This window comes from Cedecea neteri NBRC 105707 = ATCC 33855 (assembly GCF_001571265.1).
GTDB lineage: Bacteria > Pseudomonadota > Gammaproteobacteria > Enterobacterales > Enterobacteriaceae > Cedecea > Cedecea neteri.
Window position 1 is genome coordinate 1 of record NZ_BCTL01000080.1, and the last position, 14,818, is coordinate 14,818.

Genomic DNA, 14,818 nt, shown 5'->3' on the forward strand with positions numbered 1-14,818 from the left:
AGTGACGGTGACTCCCCTAAGACGTTCACCGGTGCGGGAGCTGCATATAAAAAAGGGCTGGAAGTGAACGGAACCTTAGCCGACTCTACATAATCGTAAAGATTTTGACTAAGAGGGAACACTCTGCCGCCAGAGTTCCCCTTTACTCCGCCACCTTCACAATCAACTTGCCAAAGTTCTTCCCTGACAACAGCCCCTGGAACGCCTCCACGGTATTCTCCAGCCCGTCTACGATATCTTCTCGGAACTCAATCTCTCCGGCGGCAATCCACTCGCTCATCTGCTTAAAGAACTCCTCGTAGCGGTGGCTGTAATCCAGGCTGATGATAAACCCTTCCACGCGCATACGTTTTTTCAGGATGGTTGCCATTAGCTCAGGCAGACGGTCATGCTCAAACACGCTGTTGCCGCCGTTGTACTGGCTGATCATGCCGCAAACCGGGATGCGCGCTTTGGTATTCAGCAGCGGGAAGACCGCGTCAAACACCGCATCGCCGACGTTTTCAAAGTAGATGTCGATGCCGTTCGGGCAGGCTTTGGCCAGCTGTGCAGCAAAATCGCTGGCGCGGTGATCGAGGCACTCATCAAACTTCAGGGTTTCTTTCACATAGCGGCACTTATCTTCTCCACCCGCAATACCGATGACTCGAGCGCCGCGCAGGCGAGCCGTTTGCCCCACGATGGAGCCCACAGCGCCGCTGGCGGCAGCTACGACCACGGTTTCACCCGGCTGCGGGTTGCCGATATCGGTCAGCCCCATGTAGCCGGTAAAGCCCGGCATGCCGAGCAGCCCCTGCGCCCAGGAAGGGTGAGACATGTTTTTATCCAGCTTCCGCAGGCCTTCCCCGTTGGAGATCGAATAGTCCTGCCAGCCGGAGTCAGCCAGCACCAGGTCACCCGGCTGATAATCAGGATGCTGCGAGCTTTCCACCCGGCTGACGGTGCCGCCGACGATGACTTCCCCGATGCCAATCGGCGCCGAGTAGGATTTGGCGTCGCTCATGCGCCCGCGCATATACGGGTCGAGAGACAGGAAAAGCGTGCGCAGCAGCACTTCGCCTTTACCGGGCGTTGGAACAGCCACTTCTTCCAGATGGAGATCTTCGCGGGTCGGCATTCCCTGCGGGCGTTTAGCCAGTACAAAGCGACGGTTTTTATCTGCGGTCTGAGCCATGAGGTACTCCTTTTATTTTCCAGAGTGAAAACCTCAGCCTAGACAAAAACCCGCTGCATTAGCATGAAATTCGTGCTGGATAGCCGTTACGCCGCAATTTCCGCTAAAACAGCGCTGACCGCCAGCAGATCCGCGCTTCCGCCTGGGCTGAGATTACGGGCGATAAGCTCGGCGTCCATCTGCCGGAGATCGTCCTCGTGCCAGCCCTGCTGCAGCAAGCGGGCGGCGTAACGTTGCACATAGCGCAGCCCGTTTAGTCCACCACGCGAAACCAGATTAGTGTCCGGGTTTGCGGCCATCAGGCGCAGCATTGCATTAAGCAGGCGACGTTTGGGGCAGCTCTCCGCCTGCCAGTAAGGCAATACGTGCTGGCGCACCGTCAGAAACCCGCTTTCCGCTTCGCCGCGTGCGCCGGTCAGGCCAAACTGCTGATAAAGCCTTTCGCCAACCGACGAAGCCTTACGGGCGGCGACCAGTTCGCGTTCCACGATCCCGCTGCATATCTCGCTCACGGTGGAACATAAAGCCGATGCGGTGAGCGCTTTGCCCTGCTCCTGCAGGCGTCCGGCGGCGGTTGAAAGCAGCCCCAGCGAAAACACACCGCCTTTGTGCGTATTCACACCGTGAGTGGCCTGGTACATCGCCTGCTCGCAGGCGATACCCGCCGGACGGATCAGCCGCAGCATCTCGCAGGCTCCGCGCCCCGCATGTTCACGCCCCAGAGCGAGGAACGTGCTAAACCAGGGGCCAATCGCGGCGATGCTGTCGAGAAACATCGGCAAATCCATATCGCGATGCGAACCGCTGTTAGCGCCGTCCACCAGCCCCGGCTTTGGCGTCAACCAAACTTCGTCCAGCAGCGCCTGCCGCACCAGAGCAGACACATCCGGTGCGGAGGCAGAAACCGGGTTAATCCCTGGCAAACCAGCCATCTATCAGCCTCTCAACGCGCTCGGTGACTTCATCCGTGGGGTGGCGGCGAGAACGCGCGCAGGCGTGCGCGGGCTCATTGCACACCAGGCAGCACCGCCCCGACAGGTCCAGCGAGGTTCGCCCCACCGGGCCGTTTTGCGGGCAAATCACGTCCGCATCCCACAGCCTGCCTAGCGGATGGGTTTGTTCCAGCTCGACCGTGGCCGCTTTAAGCTCGCTGGCGGAGTGCGCTACGCTCCACATCGCTTCGGCTCCGGTCGGCAGCCACAGCACCTGCCGCTCGAGAACCGGCCAGCGGTAGCGCCACAGCAGTTGGTCACAGGCCTGCAGCGCCACCGCCATGCAGTTACGATAGCGAATACTGTCTTTCACCGGGCCCGGCGTTACCAGCGTCAGGGAAAGCACCGGCTGGCTATGCTTAAGCAGCCACTCGTGCTGCCGGTTCGCCCGTCGCTCTTTGGCCTCAAGCAGCGCGGCAAGGGTTACGCCTTCCACCTCCAGAAGCATTTCACTCATTTGGCTTACTCCTCTTTTACCTGGCGCACCACGTCAATCACGCTGCCGTCGCGGTAGCGGATCACGCCGACGATGCGCGGCGTAAATTCGATCGGCTTCGGCTCGCCGGTCAGGGAAATAGCACGCTGGTAAAGATCTTCAATGCTCACGATCTTCATCCCCGCGCTTTCAAGCCGCTCGCGGATCTCCGGCCGAGCTGGGTTAACTGCCACGCCGTGATCCGTCACCAGCACGTCAATGCTTTCGCCCGGCGTGACTCGCGTGGTCACTCGTTTGACGACGGTAGGAATTCGGGTGCGCAGCAGCGGAGCAACCACGATCGTCAGGTTTGCCGCGCTCGCCACGTCGCAGTGCCCGCCGGATGCGCCGCGCATCACGCCGTCGGATCCGGTTATTACGTTGACGTTGAAATCGATGTCGATCTCCAGCGCGCTGAGGATCACCACGTCAAGCTGGTCGCAGCTCGTGGCCTTCGCGCCGGGGTTGGCGTAAACGTTGGTGGAGATCTCAACGTGGTTAGGATTGCGCGCCAGCGAGGCCGCCGCCTGGCCGTCAAAACACTGGGTATCAAGCAGTTTTTCGATCAGCCCTTTTTCGTGGAGATCCACCAGGCTGCCGGTGATCCCGCCGAGGGCAAAGCGTGCTACCACGCCGTTGCGCTCCATTTTTTCTTCCATAAAACGCGTGCAGGCGGTGGCCGCCGCGCCGGAGCCGGTCTGCATGGAAAAGCCGGGGCGGAAGTAGCCCGAATGTTCAATCACTTCGGCTGCGGTGCGGGCAATCATCAGCTCGCGCGGATTGCTGGTGACGCGCGCCGCGCCGACGCTGATTTTGGCCGGGTCGCCCACGGTATCGACCTGAACGATGTAATCCACTTCATCCTGCATCAGGCTGGCGGGCATGTTGGGGAACGGCACCAGTTCCTCGGTTAACAGCACGACTTTGCGGGCAAAATGAGCGTCTACTTTGGCGTAACCCAGCGAGCCACAGCAGGATTTGCCGTGGGTGCCGTTGGCGTTGCCATATTCGTCGCTGCACGGCACGCCGAGAAACGCCACGTCGATTTTCAACTCACCGTCCTGCAGCAGCTTCACGCGCCCGCCGTGGGAGTGAATCTGTACCGGCTCGGCCATCAGGCCGTGAGAAATCGCTTCCGCCAGCTTGCCGCGCATCCCGGAGGTGTAAATGCGGCTAATCACGCCGTTGCGAATGGGTTCAATCAGCGCCTCGTTGCAGGTCATCAGTGAACTTGAGGCCAGCGTCAGATCTTTAAATCCAAGGCGAGCCAGCGTGGCAACCACGTGATTAATCACCCGATCGCCTTCCCTGAAAGCATGGTGGAAGGAGATAGTCATACCGTCCTTCAGCCCGCTTTGGGCAATCGCCTGCTCCAGCGTGTCGCAAAGCTTGCGGGTTTTCTTCGCGTCGGCATCCGCCAGCCACGGCGTGGTTTGATGCGCCCCGTCAAAGCTTCGCAGGTGGGAAAGGTGCGGGTACTCGAGGTGTAAAAGTTCGGTCATATTGCTCATTGTTTTTGTCCTTAACGGCGCACGCCGGAAGCTGCGGCGCGCTCAAGCACCACCTGCGCATGGTTAATGATTGGTGCGTCGATCATCTTGCCGTTGAGCGACACCACGCCAAGGCCATTACGCTCCCCTTCATCGGCGGCGGCAATGACCCGGCGGGCATAGTCGACTTCGTCCTGGGTTGGCGCATAGGCGTTATGCAGCAGCTCAATCTGCCGGGGATTGATCAGCGATTTGCCGTTGAAACCCATTTTGCGGATCAGCTCAACTTCCCGCAGGAACCCGGCTTCGTTATTCACGTCAGACCAAACCACGTCAAACGCGTCAATTCCGGCGGCGCGCGCGGCATGAAGCACCGCGCAGCGGGCATAGAACAGCTCCGTACCGTCGCCGCGCTCGGTTTGCATATCCATCACGTAATCAAACGCTGCCAGCGCAATGCCGATAAGACGCGGGGAAGAACGCGCGATGGCAACGGCGTTAATCACGCCCACGGCGGACTCAATCGCCGCCACCAGTTTGGTGGAGCCAGGCTCACGCCCGCAGGCTTTCTCAATGCGCTCGAGGTGAGATTCCAGCAGGAAGATATCTTCCGGCGTGTCGGTTTTAGGCAGGCGCACCACGTCCACACCTGCGCGCACCACGGCCTCAAGATCGTCCAGACCAAACGGCGTATTCAGCGGATTAATGCGCACCACGGTTTCGATGTCGCGGTACATCGGGTGCTGCAGGGCGTGGAACACCAGCACGCGGGCAGTGTCTTTCTCACGCAGCGCCACGGCGTCTTCGAGGTCGAACATGATCGAATCCGGGCGGTAGATAAAGGCGGTGGAAAGCATGGCGGCGTTAGCGCCGGGGAGGAACAGCATGCTGCGACGGAGTTTTTTCATTGTAGTTTTTCCCAGTCAATTTTTTCGGCATCGGCGGCGCGCAGCACCGCGCTTTGCAGACGGGCGCGGATCACGCAGTCCAGCGCGCCTTTGTCTTCCAGAATAAAAATCCCTTCTTTCACGCCGAGCTGGGCAAGTGTTTGCTCCGCCACGCGGCGAATCTGGTCACCAAACTGCTTTTGTACTTCGCTGTGGATCATCAGGCTGAACTCGCCTTCGGCGGGGGCGACTCTCACCAGCAGATCGCTGGACTCCAGCGTCCCGGCTAAGGCTTGCTTTACGATTCTCATAAGGCTTTGTCCTGGTTAAAGAAATCAGGCCACATCCAGCGCGTAGTGCCGCTGAAGATGGCTAAAGGTACTGTCCGGGACAATTTCCCGGATGCGGGCCATTTGCTGGCTCTTGAGTAAGGCCCGGACTTCAGAGGCGGAAATCTCTCGTCCGGCGGCATGGCATTTACGCGGCAGCTCGACCACCTGAATAGAAGCCGCGCTGTGGTGGCGGTGCACTTCCAGCCAGTAGCGCATGGCCTGGTTGTATTCCCGGGTAACGGCGCAGAACGGCTCGTTGCCGACAAACCGGTGGGTCACGCCCAACGCCGGAGCGACGTAGTCACGGAAAATCATCAGGTCCATTGCGCTCCAGGTTTTGTCGATAAGCCCGCTCTCTTTCAGGAAATAACCCGGAAAGGTGGCGCGGGAGATCAGGTACTCAGAGCCGGGATGCACAATCACGTTGGGTAAGTGAGCCACTCCCTGGCGAACCATCTCCCACCGCTCCTCGAACGGAAAAAATGAAGCGTCCTCACGGACTACAAACAGATGCAGCCAGTCGCAGCGCGCCGCCGCCTGTTCGGCCAGGTAGCGGTGGCCGAGGGTGAACGGGTTGGCGTTCATCACGATGGAGCCGATCCGGTTCCCCGGTTTGCGCAATTTTTCCAACCCGGCGCAGTAGCGGCTGATGCCGATGGGCGTGTTTTCCATCAACACCGCCGCTTCATCCACCTGCACCAGCGGCCAGAACCCGCTCTGGCGAAACCGGTCGAGGTTGTAGGGGCGAGTGAACAGGAACAGATGCGCCTGCCCGCGTTCCATCGCGATATGCTGAATTTCTCCCAGCAGCCGCACGCTAAGGTTGTCCCCACGCCAGGCTTCATCCACCGCCACGCACTTGATGGTGCGCCACGCCAGCCCCGCACAGCCGACAATTTTCGTCCCGGCAAGGGCGACGACGAACAGCTGAATGTCGCCGTCCAGCCCGAGCTGGTTACGCCCCAGCAGATCCCGTATGGCCGCCAGCGCCTGCGGCTGGCGCTGCGGATCGACGGTGCTGAACTCGATAGGGTTGGGCTGGAACATAGCGTTAGTGGGCCACCGCCTCTGAAACCTGCGGCACGCGGGACTCAACGATCACGTTGCTGAGATGGCCGATGCGTTCAATTTCAACCTCGATGCGGTCGCCCGGCTTCATAAACAGCGGTGGCGTGCGCTTTTTGCCAACGCCGCCGGGAGAGCCGGTAATGATCACGTCGCCCGCGCTGAGCGAGGTGAAGGTCGAGATGTATTCGATAAGCTCGGCGACCTTGTGGATCATGCTGCTGGTGTTGTCCTCCTGCACCATGCGGCCGTTCAGCCAGGTGCGGATCGCCAGATCGTGCGGATCGCGAATTTCATCCGCCGTGGTCATCCACGGGCCAAAAGCGCCGGTCTGCGGCCAGTTTTTCCCGGCGGTAAACCACGTGTGCTGCCAGTCGCGGGCCGAACCGTCCATATAGCAGCTGTAGCCGGCCACGTGGCTCAGCGCATCCGCCGCAGCAATGTTCACGCCGCCTTTGCCGATGATCACCGCCAGTTCGCCTTCGTAGTCAAATTCGCTGGAATGATGAGGTTTCACCACCGGGGAATCATGTCCGGTCTGGGAGTCAGCAAAGCGTACAAACAGCGTCGGCGCCGGGTTGTGCTGGTCGAACTCTTTACGCTTGTCGGCGTAGTTCATGCCAACGCAGAGGATTTTCTCAGGGCGTTCGATGACCGGCAGCCAGCGAACGTCTGCGGCTGCGACATCGGCCTTCAGCCCGGCAAACGCCAGCGCTTCATGCACGGCATCCGCCGCCAGCAGCGCTTTAAGGTCCGCAAAACGTGAGCCCAAACGGCGACCCAGGTCGATGATGCCTTCCGGCGTCACCACGCCGTAGCTCCGCTGACCCTGAAGTAAATAACTTGCGAGTTTCATAACAGTTCCTGGTTAATCAAAAATCAGACAAGAAAGTTGCCAAGCACCAGCAGCGCCACTGAGACGTTGATCGCCCCGCCGATGCGGGTAGCAATCTGGGCGAACGGCATCAGCGACATGCGGTTGCCGGCGGTAAGAATGGCGACGTCGCCGGTACCGCCCTGCCCGCTCTGGCAGCAGGAAACGATGGCTACATCGATAGGGTGCATGCCGATCTTTTTCCCTACGAAGAAGCCAGTTGCCACCAGCGCGCTGACGGTGCTGACGATGACCAGCAGGTTGGTAAGGGTGAAAGCGTCGACCAGCTCGTTCCACGGAGTGATCGCCACGCCCACGGCAAACAGAATTGGATAGGTCACGGCGGTCTGGAAGAATTTATAAACCACCTGAGAGCCCGCCAGCATGCGTGGGGAAACGCCGTGACAGAGCTTGATCAGCACGGCGACAAACAACATCCCGACTGGCGCAGGCAGGCCAATCAGTTTATGCAGCAGCATGCCCACCATATAGAGCAGCACCGCCAGCAGCGCGCCGGAAGCGATAGTAGTAACGTCCGCTTTACCGCTAAACAGGGCAGCGGTTTGTTCTTTTTCGCCACCGTTGGTTTTGCCCGGCATCAGCTCGCCTTCACCGGTCAGGTGCGGGAAGCGTTTACCCAGCTGATTCAGGCAGCCGGAAATGACGATAGCCGTCAGGCTGCCCAGCATGACGATAGGCAGAATGCGCCCCAGCGCCACGCCCTGATCCATATGCAGCAGCGCGGCATAACCAATGGACAGCGGGATCGCCCCTTCCCCCACGCCCCCGGCCATGATCGGCAGGATCAGGAAGAAGAAGATTTGGAACGGCTCAAGGCCTAAAGCCAGGCCAACGCCCATGCCGACAACCATGCCCACCACTTCGCCGCACAGCATCGGGAAGAAGATGCGCAGGAAGCCCTGAATCAGCGTGGTGCGGTTCATGCTCATGATGCTGCCGACGATGATGCAGCAGATGTAGAGGTAAAGGATGTTGGTGGATTTATAGAACTTGGTGGTGGACTCCACTACCGCATCCGGCAGCAGGCCGTAATACACCAGCGCGGAGGGGATGAAGGTGGCGCAGATGGCGGCGGCGCCCATTTTGCCGATCACCGGCAGGCGTTTACCAAACTCGCCGCAGGCAAAGCCGAAGAAGGCCAGCGTCGCTACCATCACCACGATATCGCTCGGCAGCTTACCGCCGAGGCAGTCGATGGCGATCAGCGCCCCGGCCAGCACAAACAGCGGCAGCGGGATGATGCCCACCTTCCAGCTGTCGAGAATATGCCACCAGCGCTCTTTGAGCGTCGGTTTATTAATATCAATAGATTCAGGAATGATGTTGTAGGAATCATCGGTCGTGCTCATGTTCAAGCCCCTTATTTTAATTTGTCGGGGCAGACTAAAAGATTAAATACCTATGTAATGTGAGGGATAGCAGATTAAAACCGTTAATTTAAAGGCATCTATGGCGTTAATGGTTTTAATTCCCGCCGTGGTTTTTATGGTTTTTATTCCCAGGCTTAGATAAACCTTAAGAGAAGGAAAAAACCGGCTGAAATTACCGAAAAGTGCCGTTGCGTGAGGTTGTTCAAACTTTCGGTCAAAGCCGCGCAGCCAGCGGTTTATCGGTGTTAAGCTGCCGTTTTGCCTCACTGAATACACGCTGGCCTATGAAAGTCTCCTTTCAAATACGCTTATTTATCTATCTGGTTGCGTTCTTTTCCGTGCTATTTGCCATGCTCGGGACCTATTACTATTTCGACGTTGGCCGCCAGCTTTATCAGGAAATGAGTACCCGGGCGAGAATGCAGGCAGAGGATATTGCGTTAATTCCCTCGTTACGGGAATCGGTAGAAAAAAAAGATATTCCGGCGATACACGACTTTATGCAAAAGCTGGTCATCCATAGCGATGCCAGCTTTATCGTCATTGGCGATGAGCACGGCATCCACCTCTACCATTCCGCACATGCCGACCGGGTGGGCAAAACCCTGGTCGGCGGCGATAACGAAGAGGTGCTGCAGGGCAAAAGCATCACCACGCTGCGTAAGGGTGGCCTCGGCCTGTCGCTGCGCAGCAAAGCGCCGATATTCGACCAGCACGGCAAAGTGATTGGCATTGTGTCGGTGGGCTACCTGAAGAGCTACCTCGATGACGTTACCTCCGGCAAGGTGATCAACATTCTGCTGGCGGCGGTGATCCTGCTGCTGGCGCTGTTTGTTTTCTCCTGGTACTTCACGCGCAGCATCAAAAGGCAGATGTTTTCGCTGGAGCCACGGCAGATAAGCCTGCTGGTGCGCCAGCAAAAAGCGATGATGGAATCGATCTATGAGGGCGTGATCGCCATCGACAGCCGCTCGCAGATCGAGGTGATCAACAAGGCGGCGAAGAAACTGCTTGGCCTGGAACAGCCTTCGCGCGAGATCCGCGGCAAGCAGATCTCCGAGGTGATCGAACCGGTGACGTTTTTTGATCCGCAGGTGATGCTGGCGCGGGATACCCACGATGAAATCTGCGCCTTTAACGATCTTAGCGTGCTCGCCAGCAGGGTTCGCATCGAGCTTGAAGGCGTTTTGCAGGGCTGGGTTATCACCTTCCGTGACCGTAAAGACATTGATAGCCTGAGCTTCCAGCTCAGCCAGGTTAAGCGCTACGTGGACAACCTGCGCATCATGCGGCACGAGCAACTCAACCGCATGGCAACGCTTGCCGGGCTGTTGCATATGGCCCGCTACGACGACGCCAAACGCTATATCAAGGCGCAGTCCGAGCACGCGCAGGAAGTGCTGGACTTTGTTTCCGCGCGCTTCTGCTCCGCCACGCTGTGCGGCCTGCTGCTGGGGAAATACGCCAGGGCACGAGAGAAAGGCGTGTCGCTGGCGTTCGATCCGGCCTGCAGCATGGCGAGAATGCCGTCTAACGTACCGGAATCAGAGCTGATTTCGATTATCGGTAACCTGCTGGATAACGCCATTGAAGCCACCCAGCGCGCCGAAGGCGAGCATCAGCCGGTAGAAGTTTACATCGTGATAAACGACCGGGAGCTGGTTATCGAAGTAGCTGACCACGGCGTGGGTATCGCGCCTGAGCTGCGCGACCATATTTTCACGCCGGGCGTCACCACCAAAACCCACGGCGACCACGGGCTCGGCCTGCACCTTATCGCCAGCTACGTGGCGCTGGCGAAGGGCACCGTGGAGGTTTCAGACAACCTGCCGAGCGGGACCGTATTCTCGGTATTTATTCCAGACGTTGTCGTTCCGGGGAGCGACCTCAACCCAACGTAAGGCTTTGAGTATGCAAAATGAAATGATTAACGTGCTTATCGTGGAGGATGAAAGCGAACTTGCCGCCCTCCACGCCGAGCTGATTGATAAACACCCCCACCTTCACCTGGTCGGGATAGCCAACAGCCTGGCCAGCGCGCAGCGCCTGATGCTGGAAAAGCAGCCGCAGTTGATCCTGCTGGATAACTACCTGCCGGACGGCAAAGGCATCACGCTGTTTGGCAGCGACCTTTTGCAACAGCACGCCTGCTCGGTGATCTTTATCACCGCCGCCAGCGATATGGACACCTGTAGCCAGGCAATTCGCAGCGGGGCGTTTGACTATATTCTCAAGCCGGTATCGTGGAAGCGCCTCAGCCACTCGCTGGAACGCTTCGTGCAGTTCAGCCAGCAGCAGCGCGAATGGAAAGTGGTCGATCAGCAGAACGTCGATAAGCTTTACGAGCTACAGGCGCGCAATGCTCCGCTGGATGCGGGCAGCAAAGGCATCGAGGAGAATACGCTGGAGCTGGTCCAGCGCCTGTTTCGCGAAGGCGAAGCCCAGCGCTGCTTCTCGGTAGACGACGTGGTCAGCCAAACAAAGCTCAGCAAAACCACCGCCCGTCGCTACCTGGAACACTGCGTTGAGAAAGGCTTTCTCAGCGTCGAAATGCTGTACGGCAAGATTGGCCACCCTCGCCGCTTGTATAAGCGGAGCCAGACGGGTAGCACAAGCTAACCGCCTGAAATACGTTACCCCAACACGGTGACCGCATCCTGCAGGCGAGTCGCGCGGTGTTTCACCATCGCCGACACCTGAGCGCTCTCTTCCACCAGTTCGGCATTTTTCTGCGTGATGGCATTCAGTTCAGCCACCGCGCGGGTTATGTCCGCCAGGCCATCCGCCTGCTCAGTCGTGGCGTGGCTTATCTGCCCGAGAAGCTGGGTGACGTTCTGCACCTGCGCCACGATGTCCTGCATGGTTCGCCCCGCCTCGTGAACCTGCACCGTGCCGGACTGCACCTTGCTGGCGCTGGCGTCAATCAGCTTACGGATATCGTTCGCCGCACTGGCGCTACGCTGCGCCAGGTTACGGACTTCGCCAGCCACCACGGCAAACCCTTTGCCCTGCTCACCGGCGCGAGCCGCTTCTACCGCCGCGTTAAGCGCCAGAATATTGGTCTGGAAGGCAATATCATTAATCAGGCTGGTGATGGAGCCGATACGCTGGGTGCTGTCGGCGATATCGTCCATAGTGGTGACCACGGTTTCCATCGCCTGGCCGCCTTGCGCCGCCGCATCGCTGGCGGAGCTGGAAAGTTTGTCCGCCGCTGACGCGGTTTCAGAATTGGTCTGTACCGACGCCGCCATCTGGTTCATGGTCGCCACCGTCTGCTGCACGTTAACCACCGTCTGGCGGGTTCGCTCATTCAGATCGTCGTTCCCTTTCGCCATCGCCTCGCTGCCGCTGCGCACGTTCGCCACCTGGCTGCTGACGTCGTTGATAAGCCAGCGGCACATCAGCCCAAGCTGGCCAATGGAACGCAAGATCACCCCGATTTCATCGCTGCGCTGGAGGTGCTTCACGCGGTGGCTGTTGCCGGTGGCGACTTCCAGCGCCTGGCGAGCCACGTTTTCCAGCGGGCGAGCAATTTGCCATTCCAGCAGGATGCAAGTGAGAGCAGTAAACGCCGCGATAGATAACATTTGCAACGGGCTTTGCCCGAGGGCAAACGCCGAGGCCATCAACAGAATAAACAAACCGCTCATTAACCCACGAATACGCCAGCGCAGCGACATAGTCGGCAGCTTGCCAAACAGCCCCTTACGCAGCACCAGGCCTTTATAAACGGTTTTGCTGCTGCGGCCTTCGTTCAGTGCCTTATAGAGCGGCTCAGCGGCGGCAACCTCTTCCGGCGTCGCTTTGGTGCGAATAGACATATAGCCGGTGGTTTTCCCGTGACGCACCACCGGCACCGCGTTAGCGCGAACCCAATAATGATCGCCATTTTTACGGCGGTTTTTCACGATGCCCGTCCACGGCTCGCCCTGCTGCAGGGTGAACCACATATCGGCAAAGGCTGCCTTTGGCATATCGGGATGTCGCACAAGATTGTGCGCCGCGCCGCTTAGCTCATGTAGCGAGTAGCCACTGACCTGCACGAAGGTATCGTTAGCATGCGTAATGTAACTTTTCAGATCGGTGGTGGACATCAGGGTCGTATCGTCATCAAGCGTGTATTCACGCTGGGTGACCGGCACATGGGCGGACATAGCAACTCCCTTTGAGAGGTTATCCAGATGTTAATGCTTTGGTGGTATGCATGTTATTTCGGCGGGATGAAATTTTACTTTAGTTAAAAAATTTGATATTGATCACAGTTCTAAGTATTAGCCACATAATTTATGAGACTAGTTTAAGCATTGCATTTCACATAGTTTCAAAAGGTTATTACTTTTCACTTCGTTTTATTGCCGCCTCATCTGAGTGCTGCAGTTTTCACCAGCGCTTATTGCGCGGCGCACTACACTTACAGAGGGAATTTTTACCCCCGCAAGGAAAACACGAGGATAAAAAATGCTAAAAAGGAAAAAGAAAGTCAGACCGATCAAGGTCAGTGACGTCACTATCATTGACGATGCGCGTCTGAAAAAAGCCATCACTGCCGCTTCACTGGGCAACGCGATGGAATGGTTTGATTTTGGTGTTTACGGTTTTGTTGCTTACGCACTAGGTAAAGTCTTCTTCCCGGATGCCAGTCCGAGCGTTCAGATGATCGCCGCGCTGGGGACCTTCTCTGTTCCTTTCCTGATTCGTCCCCTGGGCGGCCTGTTCTTCGGGATGCTAGGGGATAAATACGGTCGTCAGAAAATCCTGGCTATCACCATCGTCATCATGTCGCTCAGTACCTTTGCTATCGGGCTGATTCCGTCCTACGCCACTATCGGCATCTGGGCACCTATCCTACTGCTGCTGGCCAAAATGGCTCAGGGGTTCTCGGTAGGCGGCGAATATACCGGGGCCTCTATCTTCGTGGCAGAGTACTCGCCAGACCGTAAGCGCGGCTTTATGGGCAGCTGGCTGGACTTCGGTTCGATTGCCGGGTTCGTCTGCGGCGCGGGCGTGGTGGTGCTGATTACCGCTATCGTCGGCGAAGAGAACTTCCTCGACTGGGGCTGGCGTATTCCGTTCTTCCTCGCGTTGCCGTTAGGGATCATCGGCCTCTACCTGCGCCACGCGCTGGAAGAAACCCCGGCGTTCCAGCAGCACGTTGAGAAAATGGAACAGGGCGATCGCGAAGGCCTTGCAGACGGTCCAAAAGTTTCGTTCAAAGAGATTGCCACCAAGCACTGGCGTAGCCTGCTGGTTTGTATTGGCATTGTTATCTCGACCAACGTCACCTACTACATGCTGCTGACCTACATGCCGAGCTATCTTTCGCATAACCTGCATTATTCGGAAGAGCACGGGGTGCTGATCATCATCGCCATTATGGTGGGGATGCTGTTTGTGCAGCCGATGATCGGCCTGCTGAGCGACCGCTTTGGCCGTCGGCCGTTTATCTTCATGGGCAGTATCGGCCTGTTCCTGCTGTCGATTCCGGCCTTTATGCTGATTAACAGCAACGTGATTGGGCTGATCTTTGCCGGGTTACTGATCCTGGCGGTGGTGCTGAACTTCTTTATCGGCGTGATGGCATCCACATTGCCGGCCATGTTCCCGACCCATATCCGCTACAGCGCCCTGGCCAGCGCCTTTAACATTTCGGTGCTGATTGCGGGCGTGACGCCAACGGTTGCCGCATGGCTGGTCGAGAGTACACAAAACCTGATGATGCCGGCTTACTACCTGATGGTGGTGGCGATTATCGGCTTTATCACCGCTGTCACCATGAAAGAGACCGCCAATAAACCGCTGAAAGGCGCAACACCGGCGGCATCGGACATTGCGGAAGCGCGTGAAATTGTTCAGGAGCACCACGACAATATCGAGCAGAAAATCGAGGACCTGGATAAGGAAATCGAAGATCTGCAGGCGAAGCGAACGCTGTTGGTGCAGCAGCACCCGAGGATTAACGAGTAGTTTTCCCCTCACCCTAACCCTCTCCCCGTGGGGGAGAGGGGATAAATAGAGAGCTCTCCCCTGCGCGTGAGGGCTTTTTTTTGCTCTTTTTCCAGCTCTGCCTCTTCGTGGCAAATATCCACGATAATGCAAAGCCAGATAGGGTTCCGTTCACTTCCAGCCCTGCTTTATATG

Annotated in this window: 13 protein-coding genes; 3 read left to right on the forward strand and 10 right to left on the reverse strand. The window is 57.9% G+C overall.

Annotation, left to right across the window (positions count from 1 at the left end):
- Positions 1–142: 142 nt before the first annotated feature.
- The 9 genes from curA to CNE01S_RS23000 form a co-directional block, all read right to left on the reverse strand.
- Positions 143–1,174, reverse strand: a complete 1,032-nt coding sequence (gene curA / locus CNE01S_RS22960; protein WP_061278907.1) for an NADPH-dependent curcumin/dihydrocurcumin reductase — start codon at positions 1,172–1,174, stop codon at positions 143–145.
- An 86-nt stretch (positions 1,175–1,260) separates the two neighbouring features.
- Positions 1,261–2,106: a triphosphoribosyl-dephospho-CoA synthase CitG gene (citG, locus tag CNE01S_RS22965; RefSeq protein ID WP_061278909.1), complete on the reverse strand. Its 846-nt coding sequence runs from the start codon at positions 2,104–2,106 to the stop codon at positions 1,261–1,263.
- Positions 2,084–2,623, reverse strand: coding sequence for a citrate lyase holo-[acyl-carrier protein] synthase (gene citX, locus CNE01S_RS22970; protein ID WP_061278912.1), 540 nt, complete (start codon positions 2,621–2,623; stop codon positions 2,084–2,086). Before citX ends, citG begins: the two co-directional genes overlap by 23 nt.
- Before the next feature lie 5 nt (positions 2,624–2,628).
- Positions 2,629–4,152, reverse strand: a complete 1,524-nt coding sequence (gene citF, locus CNE01S_RS22975) for a citrate lyase subunit alpha (RefSeq protein WP_061278915.1) — start codon at positions 4,150–4,152, stop codon at positions 2,629–2,631.
- Between the two features lie 11 nt (positions 4,153–4,163).
- Positions 4,164–5,039, reverse strand: a complete 876-nt coding sequence (gene citE / locus CNE01S_RS22980; RefSeq protein WP_045781202.1) for a citrate (pro-3S)-lyase subunit beta — start codon at positions 5,037–5,039, stop codon at positions 4,164–4,166.
- Positions 5,036–5,329: a citrate lyase acyl carrier protein gene (gene citD, locus CNE01S_RS22985; RefSeq protein ID WP_061278918.1), complete on the reverse strand. Its 294-nt coding sequence runs from the start codon at positions 5,327–5,329 to the stop codon at positions 5,036–5,038. Before citD ends, citE begins: the two co-directional genes overlap by 4 nt.
- Before the next feature lie 24 nt (positions 5,330–5,353).
- A complete protein-coding gene (gene citC / locus CNE01S_RS22990) occupies positions 5,354–6,397 on the reverse strand; it encodes a [citrate (pro-3S)-lyase] ligase (RefSeq protein WP_061278920.1) in 1,044 nt (347 codons plus the stop codon).
- 4 nt (positions 6,398–6,401) lie between these two features.
- Positions 6,402–7,271, reverse strand: a complete 870-nt coding sequence (locus CNE01S_RS22995; protein ID WP_061278922.1) for a fumarylacetoacetate hydrolase family protein — start codon at positions 7,269–7,271, stop codon at positions 6,402–6,404.
- A 23-nt stretch (positions 7,272–7,294) separates the two neighbouring features.
- Positions 7,295–8,659, reverse strand: coding sequence for a 2-hydroxycarboxylate transporter family protein (locus CNE01S_RS23000; protein WP_061278924.1), 1,365 nt, complete (start codon positions 8,657–8,659; stop codon positions 7,295–7,297).
- A gap of 305 nt (positions 8,660–8,964) precedes the next feature.
- On the opposite strand from CNE01S_RS23000, the gene CNE01S_RS23005 reads away from it, so the two are divergent.
- Both CNE01S_RS23005 and CNE01S_RS23010 read left to right on the forward strand, forming a co-directional pair.
- A complete protein-coding gene (locus CNE01S_RS23005; RefSeq protein ID WP_061278933.1) occupies positions 8,965–10,581 on the forward strand; it encodes an ATP-binding protein in 1,617 nt (538 codons plus the stop codon).
- Between the two features lie 10 nt (positions 10,582–10,591).
- Positions 10,592–11,299 (forward strand): response regulator, encoded by a 708-nt coding sequence (locus CNE01S_RS23010; RefSeq protein WP_061278926.1) that lies wholly within the window; start codon positions 10,592–10,594, stop codon positions 11,297–11,299.
- A gap of 14 nt (positions 11,300–11,313) precedes the next feature.
- Here the strand turns inward: CNE01S_RS23010 and CNE01S_RS23015 are convergent, their stop codons facing one another.
- Positions 11,314–12,834: a methyl-accepting chemotaxis protein gene (locus tag CNE01S_RS23015; RefSeq protein WP_061278928.1), complete on the reverse strand. Its 1,521-nt coding sequence runs from the start codon at positions 12,832–12,834 to the stop codon at positions 11,314–11,316.
- Positions 12,835–13,138: 304 nt separating this feature from the next.
- Between CNE01S_RS23015 and proP the strand changes: the two genes are divergently transcribed.
- Entirely contained in the window at positions 13,139–14,644 is a 1,506-nt protein-coding gene (gene proP, locus CNE01S_RS23020) for a glycine betaine/L-proline transporter ProP (protein WP_061278931.1), read from the forward strand.
- Positions 14,645–14,818: the final 174 nt, after the last annotated feature.

Bases quoted from the DNA above. Each gene is read 5' to 3' on its own strand.
- curA (WP_061278907.1), bottom strand. From the start codon at position 1,174: ATGGCTCAGACCGCAGATAAAAACCGTCGCTTTGTACTGGCTAAACGC.
- citG (WP_061278909.1), bottom strand. From the start codon at position 2,106: ATGGCTGGTTTGCCAGGGATTAACCCGGTTTCTGCCTCCGCACCGGAT.
- citX (WP_061278912.1), bottom strand. From the start codon at position 2,623: ATGAGTGAAATGCTTCTGGAGGTGGAAGGCGTAACCCTTGCCGCGCTG.
- citF (WP_061278915.1), bottom strand. From the start codon at position 4,152: ATGAGCAATATGACCGAACTTTTACACCTCGAGTACCCGCACCTTTCC.
- citE (WP_045781202.1), bottom strand. From the start codon at position 5,039: ATGAAAAAACTCCGTCGCAGCATGCTGTTCCTCCCCGGCGCTAACGCC.
- citD (WP_061278918.1), bottom strand. From the start codon at position 5,329: ATGAGAATCGTAAAGCAAGCCTTAGCCGGGACGCTGGAGTCCAGCGAT.
- citC (WP_061278920.1), bottom strand. From the start codon at position 6,397: ATGTTCCAGCCCAACCCTATCGAGTTCAGCACCGTCGATCCGCAGCGC.
- CNE01S_RS22995 (WP_061278922.1), bottom strand. From the start codon at position 7,271: ATGAAACTCGCAAGTTATTTACTTCAGGGTCAGCGGAGCTACGGCGTG.
- CNE01S_RS23000 (WP_061278924.1), bottom strand. From the start codon at position 8,659: ATGAGCACGACCGATGATTCCTACAACATCATTCCTGAATCTATTGAT.
- CNE01S_RS23005 (WP_061278933.1), top strand. From the start codon at position 8,965: ATGAAAGTCTCCTTTCAAATACGCTTATTTATCTATCTGGTTGCGTTC.
- CNE01S_RS23010 (WP_061278926.1), top strand. From the start codon at position 10,592: ATGCAAAATGAAATGATTAACGTGCTTATCGTGGAGGATGAAAGCGAA.
- CNE01S_RS23015 (WP_061278928.1), bottom strand. From the start codon at position 12,834: ATGTCCGCCCATGTGCCGGTCACCCAGCGTGAATACACGCTTGATGAC.
- proP (WP_061278931.1), top strand. From the start codon at position 13,139: ATGCTAAAAAGGAAAAAGAAAGTCAGACCGATCAAGGTCAGTGACGTC.